At 60.7% G+C, this 18,907-nt stretch carries 18 protein-coding genes; 13 read left to right on the forward strand and 5 right to left on the reverse strand.

The features are described from left to right. Nucleotides 1-113: 113 nt before the first annotated feature. The 3 genes from AB9N64_RS13140 to AB9N64_RS13150 all read left to right on the forward strand — a co-directional run bounded on the left by AB9N64_RS13140 (nucleotide 114) and on the right by AB9N64_RS13150 (nucleotide 2,584). A complete protein-coding gene (locus AB9N64_RS13140) occupies nucleotides 114-1,670 on the forward strand; it encodes a bifunctional aminoglycoside phosphotransferase/ATP-binding protein (protein WP_014719932.1) in 1,557 nt (518 codons plus the stop codon). 92 nt (nucleotides 1,671-1,762) lie between these two features. Continuing rightward, nucleotides 1,763-2,107: a pentapeptide repeat-containing protein gene (locus tag AB9N64_RS13145; protein WP_014719933.1), complete on the forward strand. Its 345-nt coding sequence runs from the start codon at nucleotides 1,763-1,765 to the stop codon at nucleotides 2,105-2,107. Between the two features lie 204 nt (nucleotides 2,108-2,311). Then, the gene (locus AB9N64_RS13150; protein ID WP_019817941.1) at nucleotides 2,312-2,584 is read left to right on the forward strand and encodes a TfoX/Sxy family protein; all 273 of its coding nucleotides are present in this window, start codon (nucleotides 2,312-2,314) and stop codon (nucleotides 2,582-2,584) included. A 243-nt stretch (nucleotides 2,585-2,827) separates the two neighbouring features. On the opposite strand, the gene AB9N64_RS13155 is transcribed toward AB9N64_RS13150, so the two are convergent. The 3 genes from AB9N64_RS13155 to AB9N64_RS13165 are packed head-to-tail and all read right to left on the reverse strand — an operon-like array spanning nucleotide 2,828 to nucleotide 5,507. Then, nucleotides 2,828-3,595 carry a heme ABC transporter ATP-binding protein gene (locus tag AB9N64_RS13155; RefSeq protein ID WP_073454195.1) on the reverse strand — a complete coding sequence of 256 codons (768 nt, stop codon included), beginning with the start codon at nucleotides 3,593-3,595 and terminating at the stop codon, nucleotides 2,828-2,830. Further along, nucleotides 3,595-4,632: an iron ABC transporter permease gene (locus AB9N64_RS13160; RefSeq protein WP_054898032.1), complete on the reverse strand. Its 1,038-nt coding sequence runs from the start codon at nucleotides 4,630-4,632 to the stop codon at nucleotides 3,595-3,597. The genes AB9N64_RS13155 and AB9N64_RS13160 overlap by 1 nt, the downstream gene beginning before the upstream one ends. Continuing rightward, entirely contained in the window at nucleotides 4,629-5,507 is an 879-nt protein-coding gene (locus tag AB9N64_RS13165) for a hemin ABC transporter substrate-binding protein (RefSeq protein WP_014719937.1), read from the reverse strand. Before AB9N64_RS13165 ends, AB9N64_RS13160 begins: the two co-directional genes overlap by 4 nt. Before the next feature lie 156 nt (nucleotides 5,508-5,663). Here AB9N64_RS13165 and AB9N64_RS13170 point away from each other — a divergent pair, with 156 nt between their 5' ends. After that, nucleotides 5,664-5,981, forward strand: a complete 318-nt coding sequence (locus AB9N64_RS13170; RefSeq protein ID WP_014719938.1) for a Rieske (2Fe-2S) protein — start codon at nucleotides 5,664-5,666, stop codon at nucleotides 5,979-5,981. On the opposite strand, the gene sfsA is transcribed toward AB9N64_RS13170, so the two are convergent. Beyond that, nucleotides 5,978-6,691 carry a DNA/RNA nuclease SfsA gene (sfsA, locus tag AB9N64_RS13175; RefSeq protein ID WP_014719939.1) on the reverse strand — a complete coding sequence of 238 codons (714 nt, stop codon included), beginning with the start codon at nucleotides 6,689-6,691 and terminating at the stop codon, nucleotides 5,978-5,980. The genes AB9N64_RS13170 and sfsA overlap by 4 nt on opposite strands. Then, entirely contained in the window at nucleotides 6,691-7,863 is a 1,173-nt protein-coding gene (locus AB9N64_RS13180; protein ID WP_014719940.1) for a pyridoxal phosphate-dependent aminotransferase, read from the reverse strand. Before AB9N64_RS13180 ends, sfsA begins: the two co-directional genes overlap by 1 nt. A 320-nt stretch (nucleotides 7,864-8,183) precedes the next feature. On the opposite strand from AB9N64_RS13180, the gene dksA reads away from it, so the two are divergent. The 9 genes from dksA to panC all read left to right on the forward strand — a co-directional run bounded on the left by dksA (nucleotide 8,184) and on the right by panC (nucleotide 18,836). Then, nucleotides 8,184-8,627, forward strand: a complete 444-nt coding sequence (dksA, locus tag AB9N64_RS13185; RefSeq protein WP_003194150.1) for an RNA polymerase-binding protein DksA — start codon at nucleotides 8,184-8,186, stop codon at nucleotides 8,625-8,627. Between the two features lie 83 nt (nucleotides 8,628-8,710). Beyond that, nucleotides 8,711-9,598: a tRNA glutamyl-Q(34) synthetase GluQRS gene (gene gluQRS, locus AB9N64_RS13190; RefSeq protein WP_122300259.1), complete on the forward strand. Its 888-nt coding sequence runs from the start codon at nucleotides 8,711-8,713 to the stop codon at nucleotides 9,596-9,598. A 62-nt stretch (nucleotides 9,599-9,660) separates the two neighbouring features. Next, nucleotides 9,661-9,837 (forward strand): hypothetical protein, encoded by a 177-nt coding sequence (locus tag AB9N64_RS13195; protein WP_003176118.1) that lies wholly within the window; start codon nucleotides 9,661-9,663, stop codon nucleotides 9,835-9,837. Further along, nucleotides 9,821-12,775: a sensor histidine kinase gene (locus tag AB9N64_RS13200; protein WP_003194154.1), complete on the forward strand. Its 2,955-nt coding sequence runs from the start codon at nucleotides 9,821-9,823 to the stop codon at nucleotides 12,773-12,775. The genes AB9N64_RS13195 and AB9N64_RS13200 overlap by 17 nt, the downstream gene beginning before the upstream one ends. Before the next feature lie 22 nt (nucleotides 12,776-12,797). After that, the gene (locus AB9N64_RS13205) at nucleotides 12,798-14,234 is read left to right on the forward strand and encodes a sigma-54 dependent transcriptional regulator (RefSeq protein ID WP_014719942.1); all 1,437 of its coding nucleotides are present in this window, start codon (nucleotides 12,798-12,800) and stop codon (nucleotides 14,232-14,234) included. A gap of 697 nt (nucleotides 14,235-14,931) precedes the next feature. Continuing rightward, nucleotides 14,932-16,335 carry a polynucleotide adenylyltransferase PcnB gene (locus AB9N64_RS13210; RefSeq protein WP_003194157.1) on the forward strand — a complete coding sequence of 468 codons (1,404 nt, stop codon included), beginning with the start codon at nucleotides 14,932-14,934 and terminating at the stop codon, nucleotides 16,333-16,335. 2 nt (nucleotides 16,336-16,337) lie between these two features. Further along, nucleotides 16,338-16,823 (forward strand): 2-amino-4-hydroxy-6-hydroxymethyldihydropteridine diphosphokinase, encoded by a 486-nt coding sequence (gene folK / locus AB9N64_RS13215; protein WP_032902683.1) that lies wholly within the window; start codon nucleotides 16,338-16,340, stop codon nucleotides 16,821-16,823. Nucleotides 16,824-17,187: 364 nt separating this feature from the next. Beyond that, nucleotides 17,188-17,988, forward strand: a complete 801-nt coding sequence (panB, locus tag AB9N64_RS13220) for a 3-methyl-2-oxobutanoate hydroxymethyltransferase (RefSeq protein WP_014719944.1) — start codon at nucleotides 17,188-17,190, stop codon at nucleotides 17,986-17,988. After that, nucleotides 17,985-18,836: a pantoate--beta-alanine ligase gene (gene panC / locus AB9N64_RS13225; protein WP_014719945.1), complete on the forward strand. Its 852-nt coding sequence runs from the start codon at nucleotides 17,985-17,987 to the stop codon at nucleotides 18,834-18,836. The genes panB and panC overlap by 4 nt, the downstream gene beginning before the upstream one ends. Nucleotides 18,837-18,907: the final 71 nt, after the last annotated feature.

Below are 18,907 nucleotides of genomic sequence, written 5' to 3' on the forward strand. Positions count from 1 at the left end.
CGGATTATACGCACTTTATTGATGATCAACATGAGCCGGACAGCGGTTTGCACGACTGGCATCAGCAGCCATAATGCCCCCCATGATTTTCCCCCGACTTTGAAGGATCGCCCGTGAGCCAGACCCTGATCGCTGCCCTGCAAAACCCGGCCTTGTACCCTCATCCGGTTGACGCGTTTCAAGTCATCGAGACCCATATTTCCTGGGTGATACTGACGGGCCCCTATGCATATAAGCTGAAGAAACCGATGAACTTCGGCTTCCTGGACTTCACCAATCTGGACGACCGCGGGCATTTCTGCCGCGAGGAACTGCGCCTCAACCAGCGCCTGACCGAAGACTTGTATCTTGAAGTGTTGCCGATTACCGGCACTGCCGAGGCGCCGCAACTGGGTGGCGACGGCCCGGCCATCGAGTACGCGCTGAAAATGCGCCAGTTCCCGCAAAGCCAGATGCTCAGCACCCTGCAAGCCAACGGCGAACTGACCAGCGCGCACATCGATGAGATGGCCAAGCAGATTGCGCAATTCCACCTCAGCGCCCCCAAAGTCCCGCAAGATCACCCCGCCGGCACGCCGGAAGAGGTGATGGCTCCGGTACGCCAGAACTTCGACCAAATCCGCCCATTCCTCAGCGACAAGGCCGACCTGACTCAGCTGGAGGCTCTGCAAGCCTGGGCTGAAAGCAGCTTCGAACGCCTCAAGCCTCTGCTTGCGCAGCGCAAGCTCGACGGTTATACCCGTGAATGCCACGGCGATATCCACCTGGGCAACGCCACGCTGATCGATGGCCGCGTGGTGATCTTCGACTGCATTGAGTTCAACGAGCCTTTCCGCTTTACCGACGTGTACGCCGACACCGCTTTTTTGGCGATGGACCTGGAAGATCGCGGCCTGAAATGCCTGGCACGGCGCTTCATAAGCCAGTACCTGGAGCTGACCGGCGACTACCAGGGCCTGGAGCTTCTGAACTTCTATAAAGCCTACCGTGCATTGGTACGCGCCAAGGTTGCGCTGTTCAGCATGCCCAGCGAAGCCAACCCGGTGCAACGCGCTACCACCCTGCGCCAGTACCGCAACTACGCCAACCTGGCGGAAAGCTACAGCACTATCCCTTCGCGCTTCCTGGCAATCACCCATGGCGTTTCAGCCGTGGGCAAGAGCCACGTGGCCATGCGCCTGGTCGAAGCCCTGGGCGCGGTACGCCTGCGTTCGGACGTAGAGCGCAAGCGCCTGTTTGGCGAACAACAGGTAGAGAACACCCTGCAGGCCGGTATCTACAATCAGGACGCCAGCGCTGCCACCTACGCACGCCTGAACGAGATTGCCGACACCGTGCTGCGCGCCGGCTACCCGGTGGTGCTGGACGCCACGTTCTTGAAACGCGCGCAGCGTGACGCCGCCGCCCAGGTTGCCGAAGCCACTGGCGCGCCGTTCCTGATCCTCGACTGCAACGCCCCGCAAGCCGTTATCACCAGTTGGCTGGCACAACGCCAGGCGGATAAAAACGATCCGTCTGACGCCACACTGGCCGTTATCGAAGAGCAACAAGCCAGTCGTGACCCGCTGACTACCGAGGAGCTGCTGCTCAGCAAGCGTGTGGAGACCAATGAAAGCGGGACGCTCGACGCGTTGGTCGGGCATATCCGTCAACACCTGCCGGGCCTGTAAGAAATATTTCTTGGTCGCGTCGTCGTCTTCGGCGCGCGACCCAGCGATAGTGGCACTATACTGGCTCCATAACGCCAGCCAGAGTCGCGATCATGAGTCAGCCAAAGCTTCTTGATACCCCGCTCTACGCCCTCCTGCACAAGGACGACATCCGCGGCTTCAACCAGGAGCGCCCTGAAAATGGCCCCATCGACATGCGCGGTGGCGACTTTCGAGGGCTGGACCTGCGCGACCTGAACGCCACCGGTATTGACTTCACCGACGCCTATTTTCGCTCTGCCGACCTGCGCGGCCTGGACTTGCGTGGCTGCTCACTGGAAGGCGCCAGCCTGGCCCATGCGCAGATATCGGGGGCTTATTTCCCGCCCGAACTCACGGCTGACGAAATACTCATGTCGGTCAATTTCGGTACTCGCCTGCGCTACCGCACCAAGTAACGCCACACACCGAGTTCCTGCCACATCCCCTGCCTGCCGGGCACTTTGCGCCTGCCTGCGAGTAAGCGCCGTCGCGCCATCCTTATAATCTTTTCAGCCCTTTCTGACCAAAGAACCACGCTTTTCCTACTCAACGCTACACTCATTTTCAGGCTGCCTGGTCACGACACCCACCGCACCATTCGGCCAACGCAAGGAGGCTTGATGAACGATGAGCTGCAACACCTGAAAAACCTTGGCAAGACGTCAGCGCAGTGGCTGCATGCGGTGGGCATCCACAGCGCGTCCGACTTGCGTCGCCTGGGGGCGGTCGACGCTTACCGAGCCGTGCGCACGCGCGGGTTTCGAGCGTCGAAGGTTCTGCTGTATGCCATTGAAGGGGCATTGATGGATGTGCACTGGAACGACATACCCACCGAGCGCAAGGAGGCCTTGAACCGTCAGCTTGAAGCGATCTCAGCGCATCAGAAGAACTAGAGTGGCACTCAAACCCAGCGTTTACGGGCATTACAAACGAGCGTTTGAGAAAAATGGATGAAGCAGAAAAACAGATGTTGACTCTCAAATGAGAATCGTTATGATTATCACAACTGGTCGCGAGATCAGCCGATAACTGAAAGACCATTGGTTCGGACTCTCAGATTATCTCCTCATCAGGCTAATCACGGTTATTTGACCCGGCTCTTGCCGGGTCTTTTTTTGCCCGCGAATTAACCGGCCTCAGCGCGCAATGATCAACGGATGCCCACGCTCCGGATGCGGCTGTACCAATACATCCAGACCGAATACAGCCTTGAGCGGCTCTGGTTGCAGGACGTTAGAGGGCGTATCCAGCGCGCGGGGGCGGCCGTTTTCCAGCAACAGGATCCGGTCGCAGTAACGCGCCGCCAGGTTCAAGTCATGCAGGATGACCAGCACCGCAGCGCCTCTGTCGGCAAAATGTCGAATAGCTTGCAAGGTGGTGTGTTGGTGCAGAGGGTCGAGCATCGATGTGGGCTCATCCAGCAACAACGTCTGCCCTGCCTCACCCGGCCATAACTGCGCCAATACCCGTGCTAGGTGCACACGCTGCCGCTCGCCGCCCGACAAGGCCAGGTAACTGCGCCCACTGAGGTGGCCTACATCAGCAGCCTGCAGCGCGGCGTTGATGATTTCGTCGTCGCGCACTCGCCCGGTCTGATGAGGCAAGCGGCCCATGCCCACCACCTCTTCGACACGAAAGGCAAAGTCCAGGGTGGAGGATTGTGGCAGCACCGCCAGGCGCTGGGCACGTTGCACACCTGTCATGTGCTTGAGCGCCTGCTGATCCAGCCACACCTTGCCCTGATCCGGCTGCAACTCCCCGCACAGCGCTCCAAGCAAGGTACTTTTACCGGCGCCATTGGGGCCCAGAACGCCCAGCACTTCGCCCGGCAATAGGTCCAAGGTGATATCGGCGAGCACGGTCTTACCACCGCGCCGGATCTGCAACGCTTCTACCCGCAACATCAGGCGCGCCCTCGTAACAATAAATAGAGGAAAAACGGCGCACCGATAAACGCGGTGACAATACCGATCGGCAGCTCCGCCGGCGCCAACGCCAGGCGCGCTACCAGGTCCGCAAACAACAGCAGGCTCGCACCCGCCAACACCGAGGCCGGTAACAACACCCGATGATCCGGCCCAGCCAGCAGCCGCACCAGATGTGGCACCACCAACCCGACAAAACCAATCATGCCCGCCGCTGCTACTGCGGCGCCAACGCCCAGGGCCGTGCAGAACACCAACTCGCGCTTGAGCCCCTCGACATCAATACCCAGATGGTTGGCCTCGGACTCACCCAGCAACAGCGCGTTCAGCGCCTTGGCCCGGCGCGGCAACCATAGCGCCACGCCCGCACTCACCAGCAACAAGGGCCACAACCGCGAATAACTTGCACCATTGAGGCTGCCCAGGTTCCAGAACGTGAGGGTGCGCAAGGTGGCATCGTCCGCCAGATAGGTAAACAGGCCTACGGTGGAACTGGCCAGGGCCGTCAGCGCGATACCGGCAAGCAACATCGTCGCGACATTGGTCTGGCCATTGCGACGCCCCAGGCGATAGACCAGTGCCGTGACGCCCAGGCCACCGAGGAAGGCGCACAGCGACAACAGGTATGGCCCGAAAGCATCCGGCAGCCCGCCAAATAGCGAGCCACCGACAATCGCCACCGCCGCTCCCAGCGCCGCCCCGCTGGACACGCCGACCAAGCCAGGATCGGCCAGCGGGTTGCGGAACAACCCCTGCATCGCCACGCCCGACAATGCCAGCACACCGCCGACCGCCAGCCCCAACAGGGTCCGCGGCAGGCGAATCTGCCCCAGGATCAACTCGGCCTGCTCCAACCCCTGGGCCTCTATCGGTACGCCCATCAGTTTTAGCGCAGCCCTGAGCGTGTCCACTAACGGCAGGCTGACCGGCCCCAGTGCCAATGAAAGCCAGATCGCCAATACACACAGCAGCGACAGCCCAATAAACAGCGTTTTTGGCTTAACCAGAGTGGTCATGGAGCAGGCTTAGGCTGGGACGGATAAAAACCGGCAGACAGTTTCTCCAGGCTTTGCGGCAATCGGGGCCCAAGGCCACCTACCAGCAAGGTCGGATCCAGCTCAAAGACGCGGCCGTTCTTGGCTGCCGGCGTCGAGGCAAGGATCGGATTTTCCTTGAACAAGGCAGCACGTGCCGCGTCACCGGTCAGGGCGCGATCGGCAAACACCAGCACCTCAGGGCTCAACCCCGCCAGCGACTCGACGGAAAACGGTTTATAGCCGGTGTGCGTGGCCAGATTACGCCCTCCAGCCTGCTGCAACATCCAATCAGCGGCCGTGTCCTTGCCCGCGATCAGCGGCTTGCCACCGGCATGGCCGAGCAGCAACAGCACGCCTGGAGCTTTTTGCGTGGCCTGGGCCTTGACCACCCAATTTTTTTGCTGTGCCAGCGCCTGCTCATACCCGGCAAACAGGGCATCAGCCTGGGCCTCACTGCCGAGCAGTTTCCCCAAGTGTTCGAGGTTGCCTTTGAGCGTGGGCAAATCCGGCTGGGCCGAGAACATATCCACCTGCACCCCGGCACTGCGAATCTGTGCCAGCACCGGCGGTGGTCCCATTTCCTCCGTGCCCACAAGGATTTGCGGGCGCAGGCTGAGAATGCCTTCGGCTGACAACTGTCGCTGATAACCAATGCTTGGCAAGGCCTTGAGCGAGGCGGGATGCTGACTGGTGGTATCCACTCCCACCAACTTCGATTCACCGCCCAGAGCCGTCACCCACTCCGACAGCGCCCCGCCAGCACTGACCCAGCGTTGCGGCAGTTCAGAGGCGTGCACCCCAGGGTTGACCAGCAGTGAAGCAACAAGCGCAATAGCGCTGGTACTCAGGCGCATAACAGGGTTTCCTTCCTAGGGCAGGGCCACTCAAGCACTCATTGATGTGACAGATAACCCCTGCCAGGCATCGTATTGAGCACCCAGTCAGCTGACGGGCGAAGCAGGCATTTGATAATTGTTTGCATTTGAACGTCAAGGCACTTAAGGATTGAAATGAAGTTTCTCTGCGCCTCAGGCGACCTCACCCCCAACAGCAGCCGCGGTTTTGATATCGATGGCCACAGGCTGTTGGCGGTGCGTCGGGACGGCACTGCGTACTTCTATCTCAACCGCTGCCCCCATCGTGGGATCCCACTGGAATGGCAACCTGATCGCTTCCTCGACGACAGCGCCAGCCTGATCCAATGCGCCACCCATGGCGCGTTGTTCCTGATTGAAAGCGGCGAGTGCATCGCCGGGCCCTGCGCAGGCCAACACCTCACTGCCCTGCCCGGTCGCGAAGACGAACAGGGATTGTGGGTCGATCTCTAGTCGCCCAGCAGCACCTTCAACCGACGCTCGACGTAAATCTCCTGCGGCGTGACCCGTACGCCGTAGGCGAGCACCTCCACACCTGCAGCCTTGGCCTCACGTAGCGCCGCCGCATAACCGGCGTCGATTTCCACAGCCGGGCGCACCGCGTCGATCCCCGACAGGTTCACGCAATACAACTGCACCGCCCGTATACCGTCGCGCGCCAGGTGGGCCAGCTCACGCAAGTGCTTGGCACCGCGCTGCGTCACCGCATCGGGGAAAGCCGCCACTGAGCTGCCATCAAAGCCCAGGGTGACGCTTTTGACCTCGACAAACGCAGCACCCTGGGGGTAATCCAGGCGAAAGTCGATGCGGCTTTTCTCCTGGCCATAAGGCACCTCACGCTTCAACGCGGTAAAGCCGTTGAGTTCAGTGATCACACCGGCCAGCAGGGCTTCTTCCACCAATTGATTGGCACGCGCGGTGTTGACGCACGCCAGCCGGCCCTGGGGCGTTTCGGCAATTTCCCACGTGCCCGGCAGCTTGCGCTTGGGATCCGTAGAACGGCTGAACCAGACCTGGCCACCTTCGACCATGCAGTTGAGCATCGATCCGGTGTTAGGGCAGTGAATGGTGAGCAACTCGCCGGTAACGGTTTCGATATCGGTGAGAAAGCGCTTGTAGCGGCGGATCAGCCGCCCTTCTTCAAGAGGAGGATTAAAACGCATCAGCCTTGCCAACTCCGCAAACCACGGGCAATCCGCTCCACCGCTTCTTGCAGCCGATCAAGGTTTTGCGTGTAGGCAAAACGCACATGGTGCCCCGCCTGGTAGCGACCGAAATCCAACCCGGGCGTAAAGGCCACATGTTCGGTTTCGAGGAAATGCCGGCAAAACGCGAAGGCATCGCCGCCGAACGCGCTGATATCGGCATACAGATAAAAAGCACCTTCGGGCTCCACGGCGATACCGAACCCCAGCTCACGCAGGGCCGGCAGCAGGAAGTCACGGCGGCGGCCAAATTCGGCACGGCGCTGCTCCAGAATCTCCAGGGTTTGCGGGGTGAAACAGGCTAACGCGGCATGCTGAGCCATGCTTGGCGCACTGATGTAGAGGTTCTGCGCCAATTTCTCCAGTTCACCCACCGCTTCAGGGGGCGCCACCAGCCAACCGAGGCGCCAGCCGGTCATGCCGAAATACTTCGAAAAACTATTCAGAACAAAGGCGTCATCATCGACTTCCAGCACGCTGGCCGCGTCGGTGCCGTAGGTGAGGCCGTGATAAATCTCGTCGACCACCAAATGACCGTTGCGCGCCTTGATGGCGCCCGACAGCCCAGCCAGCTCGTCCCGGGTGAGGATCGTGCCGGTGGGGTTGGCGGGCGATGCCACCAGTGCGCCGACACTGTCCTGGTCCCAATGCCTGGCCACCAGATCGGCGGTCAACTGGTAGCGTACGTCTGGGCCGACCGGCACCAACTGCGCCGCGCCTTCCACAAGGCGCAGGAAGTGTCGGTTGCAGGGGTAGCCTGGGTCCGCCAGCAGCCAATGTTTACCCGGATCCACCAGCAAACTGCTGGCCAGCAACAATGCGCCGGAGCCACCGGGGGTGATCAGAATGCGTTGCGGGTCGATGCTCAAACCGTAGCGTTGCTGGTAGAAACCACTGATGGCTTCGCGCAATTCGGGCAAGCCGCGGGCGGCGGTGTAGCGCGTCTTACCGTTTGCCAACGCGGCTTGGCCGGCCTGGATGATCGGCTCGGCGGTGGTGAAATCCGGCTCGCCGATTTCCAGGTGGATCACGTCGTGACCGGCGGCCTGCAGCTCATTGGCACGCGCCAGTAACGCCATGACATGAAAGGGTTCGATGGCGCGACTACGCGCACTGTAGGGCTGAGCCATTAGCCTTCCTTAGACGGTGAGGACAAAATCTGGATTCTACCGAACCCTCACGGTAAAACATGCTCTATTGCCTGATTGGGGCTGCAAGTGCACCCTGCGCACGCTCGTAAAACAGCTAAAATCAATATTCGAGGCGATACATACCCAGTCATGGCGGGCTGCTGCGGTTTGCAACCCCTTTGCCCTGGGCCTCGACAACCGGGAGTAGCGCACCCTGAATCTATCTGGTAAGTTCGCCCGCTTGCAGCCGCAGGGCCGGCAGGTGTCGGTGACGTTGCAATCCTGCGCAATGGATTAGAAGAGTGAGAGGCGGTCTATTCATGTCCACCCAAGCAAAGCAACAGCAGACTCAAGGCCTCGGCGGCTTCGAACCCTATGTCGAAAAAAAGGGCGAGGAGTACATGGGCGAGCCCATGCGCGAGCACTTCACCAAGATCCTCAACAAGTGGAAACAGGACTTGATGCAGGAAGTCGACCGTACGGTTGACCATATGAAGGATGAAGCGGCCAACTTCCCTGACCCGGCCGATCGTGCCAGCCAGGAAGAAGAGTTCGCCCTCGAACTGCGCGCCCGCGATCGCGAGCGCAAGTTGATCAAGAAGATCGACAAGACCCTGCAACTGATCAAAGACGAAGAATACGGCTGGTGCGAATCCTGCGGCGTCGAAATCGGTATTCGCCGACTGGAAGCCCGCCCAACCGCAGACCTGTGCGTAGACTGCAAGACCTTGGCTGAAATCAAGGAAAAACAGGTCGGCAAGTAACGTTGCCGAGTTGAACGAATGGAGCGTGCGAACGCTCCATTTTTGTTTCTGGCGTTTATCGGTTATGCAGTAGTATCCGGGCCATGACAGCCTCTACCTATATTGGGCGTTTCGCCCCCACACCCAGCGGCCATTTGCACTTCGGCTCCCTGGTTGCCGCCCTTGCCTCCTACCTCGATGCGCGCGCCCACCAGGGCCGTTGGTTGATGCGCATGGAAGACCTTGACCCTCCGCGTGAAGAGCCCGGCGCCCAGGCGGCGATTCTGCATGCGCTGGAAAGCTACGGCTTTGAATGGGATGGCGCACTGGTTCGCCAGAGCGAGCGGCATGATGCCTACGCCAAAGTACTGAACGATATGTTCAACCACGGCCTGGCCTACGCCTGCACCTGCTCGCGCAAGCAGTTGGAGCCCTACAACGGGGTTTACCCAGGCTTGTGCCGCAATGCCGGCCACGACCAGCAAGACGCCGCCATCCGCCTGCGCGTGCCCGAGCTGGAATACCACTTTACCGACCGTGTGCAGGGCGAGTTCCGGCAGCATCTGGGCCGCGATGCCGGCGACTTCATCATCCGTCGCCGCGACGGCCTCTACGCCTACCAACTGGCGGTGGTGCTCGACGACGCCTGGCAAGGGATAACCGATATCGTGCGCGGCGCCGACCTGCTCGACTCCACACCGCGCCAGCTGTACCTGCAAGAGCTGCTTGGCCTGCGCCAGCCACGTTACTTGCATGTACCGCTGATCGTGCAGCCAGACGGCAACAAGCTGGGCAAGTCCTACCGCTCTGCACCGTTGACAGCCGACCAGGCCACGCCTTTGCTGCTCAGAGCACTGCGCGCCCTTGGCCAACAGCCCGACGCGCAACTGCTGTACGCCAGCCCACGAGAACTGCTGGATTGGGGCATTGCACACTGGGACGCCACCCGCATCCCGCGCACGCTGACCCTGGCCGAAGCGCAATTGAGTTGAAGGCGCTTGCAGGTTGCCAGCCATCCGTTAACATCGCGGCAGATTTTTAATCAGAGGCCAACATGTACATCTATCGTTTGGTCCTGCTGCTGGTCGTCGGGATCTACCTGTTCTCCCCCGCCATCATGGATTGGTGGATCGACGCCACGGGCGCCTGGTATCGCCCTTATCTGCTATGGCTGATCCTGATCGTCGTGACCTTCATCCTGCAGAGCCAAAAAGATGCCGATGAGCTTTAGTCTCACCCAGATGCTGCTGATCAGCGCCGCCTACCTGGCTGCGTTATTCGGCGTGGCCTGGATCAGTGAGCGCGGAATGATTCCGCGGGCGATCATTCGCCATCCGTTGACCTACACCTTGTCCCTGGGCGTCTACGCCAGTGCCTGGGCGTTCTACGGCACGGTGGGGCTGGCCTATCAGTACGGCTACGGCTTTCTCTCCAGTTACCTGGGGGTGTCCGGCGCGTTCCTGCTGGCGCCGGTGCTGCTGTACCCGATCCTGAAAATCACCCGGACGTACCAGCTGTCTTCCCTGGCGGACCTGTTTGCCTTTCGCTTTCGCAGCACCTGGGCCGGCGCGCTGACCACCATCTTCATGTTGATCGGCGTGCTGCCGTTGCTGGCCCTGCAGATCCAGGCGGTGGCCGACTCCATCAGCATCCTGACCCGAGAGCCCGTGCAACATCGGGTTGCCCTGGCGTTTTGCGCGCTGATCACCTTGTTCACCATCTTCTTTGGCTCTCGCCATATCGCCACCCGCGAGAAACACCAGGGCCTGGTGTTCGCGATTGCCTTTGAGTCGGTCATCAAGCTGATCGCCATCGGCGGCGTTGGCCTTTATGCGCTTTACGGCGTGTTCGACGGGCCGCAACAGCTGGAGCTGTGGCTGCTGCAAAACCAGACTGCCCTCGCCGCCTTGCATACGCCGTTGCAGGAAGGCCCATGGCGTACGCTGCTGCTGGTGTTCTTCGCCTCGGCGATCGTGATGCCGCACATGTACCACATGACCTTCACCGAGAACCTCAACCCGCGCTCGCTGGTCAGCGCCAGCTGGGGCTTGCCGCTGTTCCTGTTGCTGATGAGCCTGGCGGTGCCGCTGATCCTGTGGGCTGGCCTGAAACTGGGGGCCACCACCAACCCCGAGTATTTCACCCTGGGCATCGGTATTGCTGCCAACAGCCCGGCCCTGGCGCTACTGGCGTATGTCGGGGGGTTATCGGCCGCCAGCGGGTTGATCATCGTCACCACCCTGGCACTCTCGGGCATGGCGCTCAACCACTTGGTACTGCCGCTGTACCAGCCGCCGGCCGAGGGCAATATCTACCGTTGGTTGAAATGGACCCGACGCGCGCTAATCGTCGCGATCATCATGGCCGGTTACGCGTTTTATCTGCTGCTGGGCGCCGGGCAAGACCTGGCCAACCTCGGCATCGTCGCGTTTGTCGCCACCTTGCAATTTCTGCCGGGCGTGTTGTCGGTGCTGTACTGGCCGACTGCCAATCGCCGTGGCTTTATTGCAGGGCTGCTGGCCGGGATCCTGGTGTGGACCGTGACCATGCTGCTACCGCTGGTCGGCAATCTGCAGGGCTTCTATATCCCGTTGCTGAACATGATTTACGTGCTGGACGACACCAGTTGGCACATGGCGGCCATCGCCTCGCTGGCCGCCAACGTACTGATGTTCACCCTGATCTCGCTGTTCACTAACGCCAGCGCCGAAGAAACCAGCGCCGCAGAAGCCTGTGCGGTAGACAACGTACGCCGCCCGCAACGCCGCGAACTGCATGCGGCATCGCCCCAAGAGTTCGCCACGCAACTGGCCAAGCCCCTGGGCGCCAAGGCCGCACAAAAGGAAGTCGAACAGGCGCTGCGCGACCTCTACCTGCCATTTGACGAGCGCCGCCCCTATGCCCTGCGCCGCCTGCGTGACCGTATCGAAGCCAACCTGTCCGGTTTGATGGGGCCGAGCGTGTCCCAGGACATGGTGGAAACCTTCTTGCCCTACAAGGCCGGTGGCGAAAACTACGTCACCGAAGACATCCACTTCATCGAAAGCCGGCTGGAGGACTACCACTCGCGCCTCACAGGCCTGGCCGCCGAACTCGACGCCCTGCGCCGTTACCACCGCCAGACCCTGCAGGAACTGCCGATGGGCGTGTGTTCCCTGGCCAAGGACCAGGAAATCCTGATGTGGAACAAAGCCATGGAAGAACTCACCGGCATCGCCGCCCAGCGGGTGGTGGGTTCGCGCCTCAATACACTGGGCGATCCCTGGAAAGAGCTGCTGCAGGGTTTCATCAACCTGCCGGACGAGCACTTGCACAAACAGCACTTGGCCCTCGACGGCCAGACCCGCTGGCTCAACTTGCACAAAGCGGCCATCGACGAACCTCTGGCGCCGGGTAACAGCGGCCTGGTGCTGCTGGTAGAAGATTTGACCGATACACAGATGCTCGAAGACAAGCTGGTGCACTCCGAACGCCTGGCCAGCATTGGGCGCCTGGCGGCCGGCGTGGCTCATGAAATCGGTAACCCGATCACCGGTATCGCCTGCCTGGCGCAAAACCTGCGGGAAGAGCGCGAAGAAGACGGGGAAATCACCGAAATCAGCGGGCAGATCCTTGAACAGACCAAGCGGGTTTCACGCATCGTCCAGTCGCTGATGAGCTTTGCCCACTCCGGCGCCCATCAGAATCAGGACGAAGCGGTGTGCCTGGCCGAAGTCGCGCAGGATGCCATTGGGCTGTTGGCCTTGAACCGGCGCAATTTCGAAGTACAGTTCTTTAACCTGTGCGATCCGGACCATTGGGTCGATGGCGACTCACAACGCCTGGCCCAGGTGCTGATCAACCTGCTGTCCAACGCCCGCGACGCGTCTCCGGCCGGCAGTGCTGTACGCGTCAAGAGCGAGGCTTTCGAGCACACGGTCGACCTGATCGTGGAAGACGAAGGCAGCGGCATTCCACAGAACATCATGGACCGATTGTTCGAACCCTTCTTCACCACCAAGGACCCCGGTGAAGGTACCGGTCTGGGCCTTGCACTGGTCTATTCCATCGTTGAAGAGCATTATGGACAAATCACCATCGACAGCCCGGCTGACACACAAAGCCAACGCGGCACCCGTATCCGGGTGACCTTGCCGCGTCATGTCGAAGCGACGTCCGCTGTGAACTGAGACCGTCGAGAGAATTGAATCAATGCCGCACATTTTGATCGTCGAAGACGAAACCATTATCCGCTCTGCCTTGCGTCGCCTGCTTGAACGTAATCAGTACCAGGTCAGCGAAGCCGGCTCGGTGCAGGAAGCCCAAGAGCGATTCAGCATTCCCACGTTCGACCTGATTGTCAGTGACCTGCGCCTGCCAGGCGCCCCGGGCACCGAGCTGATCAAGCTGGGCCAGGGCACCCCGGTGCTGATCATGACCAGCTACGCCAGCCTGCGCTCGGCGGTGGACTCGATGAAGATGGGCGCGGTGGACTACATCGCCAAGCCTTTCGACCACGACGAGATGCTCCAGGCCGTGGCCCGCATCCTGCGTGACCGTGTGTCGGCCAGCAGTGCGCCTGCCGAGCCACGCCCCACCGGCAAGACCAGCGGCGCCGAAAAACCAGGTGCCAACAACAGCAATGGCGAGATCGGCATCATCGGCTCCTGCCCTCCGATGCAGGACTTGTACAGCAAGATCCGCAAGGTGGCGCCGACTGACTCCAATGTGTTGATCCAGGGCGAGTCGGGCACCGGCAAAGAGCTGGTGGCCCGCGCCCTGCACAACCTGTCCAAGCGCGCCAAGGCGCCGATGATCTCGGTGAACTGCGCGGCGATCCCCGAATCCCTGATCGAGTCCGAGCTGTTCGGCCACGAGAAAGGTGCGTTCACTGGCGCCAGCGCCGGGCGTGCGGGCCTGGTGGAGGCCGCGGACGGCGGCACCTTGTTCCTTGATGAAATTGGCGAGCTGCCCCTGGAAGCCCAAGCGCGTTTGCTGCGCGTGCTGCAGGAAGGCGAAATTCGTCGCGTGGGTTCGGTGCAATCGCAGAAGGTCGATGTTCGATTGATCGCGGCGACACACCGAGACCTGAAGAGCCTGGCCAAGATCGGCCAGTTCCGTGAGGACTTGTATTACCGCCTGCATGTCATCGCGCTCAAATTGCCGGCCCTACGCGAGCGCGGCGCCGACGTCAACGAAATCGCCAACGCGTTCCTGTTGCGTCAAGGCGCACGCATTGACCGCACCGACCTGAAGTTTGCCGCGGACGCCGAGCAGGCGATCCGTCACTACTCGTGGCCTGGGAACGTGCGTGAGCTGGAGAACGCCGTCGAGCGCGCCGTGATTCTGTCGGAGAGCCCGGAGATTTCTGCCGAGTTGCTGGGCATCGACATTGAGCTCAGCGACCTGGATGACGACGACTTCATCGGCCTGGCCCCGCAGCAGGGCGGCGGTAGCAATACCAGCCATGAGCCGACGGAAGATTTGTCACTGGAAGACTACTTCCAGCACTTCGTGCTCGAGCATCAGGACCATATGACCGAGACCGAACTGGCCCGCAAACTGGGTGTAAGTCGCAAGTGTTTGTGGGAACGGCGTCAGCGCCTGGGCATTCCACGGCGCAAGACCGGGGTGGCCAGCGAAAGCTGAGAGCGCAGCCCCACAGGTAACACCTGTTGATGTGAAAAAACTGTTACCGCTGACTTTTCACGTAACAAAAGCCGGGGCTTACGGTAACGAAGCCCCGGCTTTTTTTTGGCCCTCAATCTGGCGAAACCAGCCCAAACCCCCGGTTTTGCTGGACGGCGCAAAAGTTGGCACGCACCCTGCTATATGCTTAGTACAAAAACAATAACAAGCTTTGTACAAGACAATAAAAATAAGACGAATCGACTCACGCATAACAAAAACAACACGGCGGAGGCGCAGCTAACTGATTCTTTTGGAGAGGCGTTGCATTTGGGGCTTGCCCCGCAACCAGGCCGAGAACAACAAAAACTGCCCTAAGGCAGAGCCTGAACTGGTTGGATCGTAGATCAGCAACACAGCGACCAAAGCAATCCGTTTGCTCTTGACTCCCGATTGGGAGTGTCATGAAGGTGAAACTTCGTGGCGAGGGCGATCAACAAAAACAAGAAGCCCGACATCAATAATAAAAATAGAGCACGCAACTACTTCTGGGGGAGCTTCGGCTCCCCTTGTAGTTTCCGGGATTTGACCTGCAAACGCTTATGGCGCAATGCCTTTAGCTTGTTCCTACACCATCCCCTGACTAAATGCTAGAATCCCCGCCCATCATGCGGTCATTCTTCGTTATGGCCGAACATTCCTTCAAACAGTGCATCCCATGCTGAAGAAGTTGTTCCAGTCATTCCGTTCTCCCTTGCGTCGAACGCAACACAAACGCAGCACGCCTGAAGTGCTCAATAGCAGCCAGCATTCGCTGCAGCGCGCTCAATTCAGCCGTTATGCAGTGAACATCGTCGAACGTTTGCAGAACGCCGGCTACCAGGCCTACCTGGTGGGTGGCTGCGTACGCGACATGTTGCTCAACATCACGCCCAAGGATTTCGACGTCGCCACCAGTGCCACGCCTGAACAAGTGCGCGCCGAGTTTCGTAATGCACGAATCATCGGCCGGCGCTTCAAGCTGGTGCATATCCACTTTGGTCGCGAAATCATCGAGGTCGCAACGTTCCGCGCCGGTCACCCGCAAAACGATGAAGAGGAGGACACCAACCAGTCTTCCCGCAACGAGAGCGGGCGCATCCTGCGCGATAACGTCTATGGCACCCTGGAAGAGGACGCGCAACGTCGCGACTTCACCATCAACGCCTTGTATTACGACCCGGTCAGCGAGCGCATCCTCGATTACGCCAACGGCGTACACGACATTCGCAACAACCTGATCCGGCTGATCGGCGACCCGACGCAGCGCTACCAGGAAGACCCGGTGCGCATGCTGCGTGCCGTGCGATTCGCCGCCAAGCTCAACTTTGGCATCGAAAAACACACCGCCGCACCGATTCGCGAACTGGCGCCGATGCTGCGGGAAATCCCCTCGGCACGCCTGTTTGAGGAAGTGCTCAAGCTGTTCCTTTCGGGCTACGCCGCCGACACCTTTGAAATGCTGGTGGACCTGCAGTTGTTCGACCCCCTGTTCCCGGCCAGCGCCGAGGCCTTGGAGTACAACCCGACGTACACCCACACCTTGATCAGCGAAGCCTTGATCAACACCGACCTGCGCATCAAGCAAAACAAACCGGTGACCCCGGCGTTCCTGTTTGCCGCCTTGTTGTGGCCGGCCCTGCCCAAACGCGTACTGCGCCTGCAGGACCGTGGCATGCCGCCGATCCCGGCCATGCAGGAAGCGGCTCACGAGCTGATCGCCGAACAGTGCCAACGCATCGCCATCCCCAAACGTTTCACCATGCCGATCCGCGAAATCTGGGACATGCAGGAGCGCCTGCCACGCCGCAGCGGCAAGCGCGCCGATCTGTTGCTGGACAACCCGCGCTTCCGTGCCGGCTACGACTTCCTGCTGCTACGCGAAAGCGCGGGCGAGCAGACCGATGGCCTGGGCGAATGGTGGACCGATTATCAGGACGCCAATGACAGCCAGCGCCGCGAAATGATTCGTGAACTGGGCAGCAAAGGTGATAGCGCCGGCGAAGGCCCGAAAAAGCGTCGCCGCAGCGGCACCAAGCGTAAACGCAGCAGTGCCGATGCCTCGGGCGCTGCGGGCGAATAAACGTGGAACGTATCTACATCGGCATGGGCAGCAACCTGGCTGCCCCGGAGCAACAATTGCGCAGCGCGATCGAGGCGCTGGCGCAATTGCCTGGCACTCAGCTCGCCGGTGTGTCCGCCTTCTATCAAAGCGATTCACTGCTGCCCGGCCAGCCGCCCTACACCAACGCCGTTGCGGCGCTGGACAGTCACCTGGCGCCATTGGACCTGCTCGATGCGCTGCAAGCCATCGAAAACGATCAGGGCCGCGAACGCCTGGAACGCTGGGGCCCGCGCACCTTGGACCTGGATATCCTGCTGTTCGGTGATCGCCTGATCGATGAGCCGCGCCTCAAGGTGCCGCACTACCAGATGCATCTGCGCGCGTTTGTACTGTATCCGTTGGCTGAGTTGGCGCCAGCCGACCTGCAGCTGCCTGACGGCCAGCGTTTAAGCGACCTGCTCACCGCCTGCCCGTTCGTCGGCCTGGAACGCCTCCCTCAAGAATGACCCGGTCAATGTGGGAGCTGACTTGCCTGCGATGCAAGCGACACGGTGTATCAGCCACACCGAGGTGATGCCATCGCAGGCAAGCCAGCTCCCACATTGGATATTCAGTGCGCCCCAAGCCTGTGCCCATCTTGCTGAATCGCGTCAGTAACAGCGGTAACACCGCCATCGTAACAATGCGGTAACACATCCAATTGACTTCCCGTGTCCTCCTCACGACTATAGGCGTCCCGCTGCCGCCAACCCGGCGCGACAGGGCGCAATCCAGGCCTTATAAGCACTGCTTTCAAGACAGTGCGCCTGTATAAACGAAGACTCACGCGCGTTACTCGCTGTTTCCAAGCGCCTGAACGAGGACCCTTTCATGCCAGACATTACCCTGACCACCTTGCAGAGCCTCAAGCTCAAAGGTGAAAAAATCACCATGCTGACCTGCTATGACGCCACCTTCGCGCACGCCAGCTGCCAGGCTGGCGTCGAAGTGCTGCTGGTGGGCGACTCCCTGGGCATGGTTCTTCAAGGGAATGACAGCACGCTGCCCGTGACCACCGATGAGCTCGCCTACCACACCGCCAGCGTCAAGCGTGGCAATGATGGCGCCTTGATCATCGCGGACCTGCCGTTCATGGGTTACGCCACCCTTGAGCAAACCTTCCTGAACGCCGGCAAGCTGATGCAGGCGGGCGCGCATATGATCAAAGTCGAAGGTGCCGTGTGGCTGGCCGAGTCGATCCGGTTGCTGGCCGAGCGCGGCGTGCCAGTGTGCGCGCACATGGGCCTGACACCGCAGTCGGTCAATATCCTCGGTGGTTACAAGGTCCAGGGCCGCAATGAAGCCCAGGCCCGCCAGATGCGCGCCGATGCTATTGCACTGGAACAAGCCGGTGCTGCGATGATTCTGCTGGAGTGCGTGCCGAGCGAACTGGCCGCCGAAATCACCCAGGCCGTCAAAGTGCCCGTGATCGGGATTGGCGCAGGTTCCGCCACCGATGGCCAAGTGCTGGTATTGCACGACATGCTCGGCCTGTCGATCACCGGCCACGTACCGAAGTTCGTGAAGAACTTCATGGCCGGCCAGGACAGCATCCACGCGGCCCTGAGCGCCTACGTCAGCGAAGTCAAGAATGTAACTTTCCCAGGTATTGAACACGGGTTCTCGGCATGAACACCGTTAAAACCGTCCGCGAACTGCGGGCTGCCGTAACCCACGCCCGCAGCGCCGGCAAACGCATCGGCTTTGTGCCCACCATGGGTAACCTGCACAGCGGCCACGCCACCCTGGTGACCAAGGCCGCGCAGCAAGCGGATTTCGTAGTGGCGAGCATTTTCGTCAACCCGCTGCAATTCGGCGCGGGCGAAGACCTGGACAAATACCCGCGCACGTTGGCCGCCGATCAGGAAAAACTCCTGCAGGCGGGCTGCAACCTGCTGTTTGCGCCCACGGTCGAGGAAATGTACCCCGATGGCATGAACGGCCAGACCCGAGTCAGCGTGCCACAGCTGTCCGAAGGCTTGTGCGGCGCCAGCCGCCCAGGGCACTTCGAAGGCGTGGCCACGGTGGTCAGCAAGCTGTTCAACATGGTCCAGCCGGACATGGCCGTATTCGGCCAGAAGGACTACCAGCAGTTGGCGGTGATCCGCGCCATGGTCCGCGACCTGAACATGCCGATCCAGATCATCGGCGAGCCTACCGTGCGCGCCGAGGACGGCCTCGCGCTGTCATCACGCAACGGTTACCTCACCGAGGAGCAACGTGCGGTCGCACCAGTGCTGTACCGCGCGCTCAGCCAGATCGCCACGGCCATCCAGGGCGGCGATCATGATTTTGCCAGGCTTCGCGCCGAGCACATTCAGCAGATTGAAGCCGCAGGGCTGCGCATGGACTACCTGGAAGTGCGCCAAGGCGTACATCTGCGCCCGGCCACGGCTGAAGATCGTGATGTGGTGATTCTGGTCGCCGCCTATCTGGGGGCAACACGCCTCATCGATAACCTGCACCTGAACCTCGCCTGACCCCCGCTTTACCTCAACCTGTTGCCCCGACGGCTGTGCCGGTATAAAAAAGTACCGGCCACAGCGCAGAC

The sequence above is a fragment of the Pseudomonas sp. KT_2_4 genome (assembly GCF_041410225.1).
Classification (GTDB): Bacteria; Pseudomonadota; Gammaproteobacteria; order Pseudomonadales; family Pseudomonadaceae; genus Aquipseudomonas; species Aquipseudomonas paracarnis.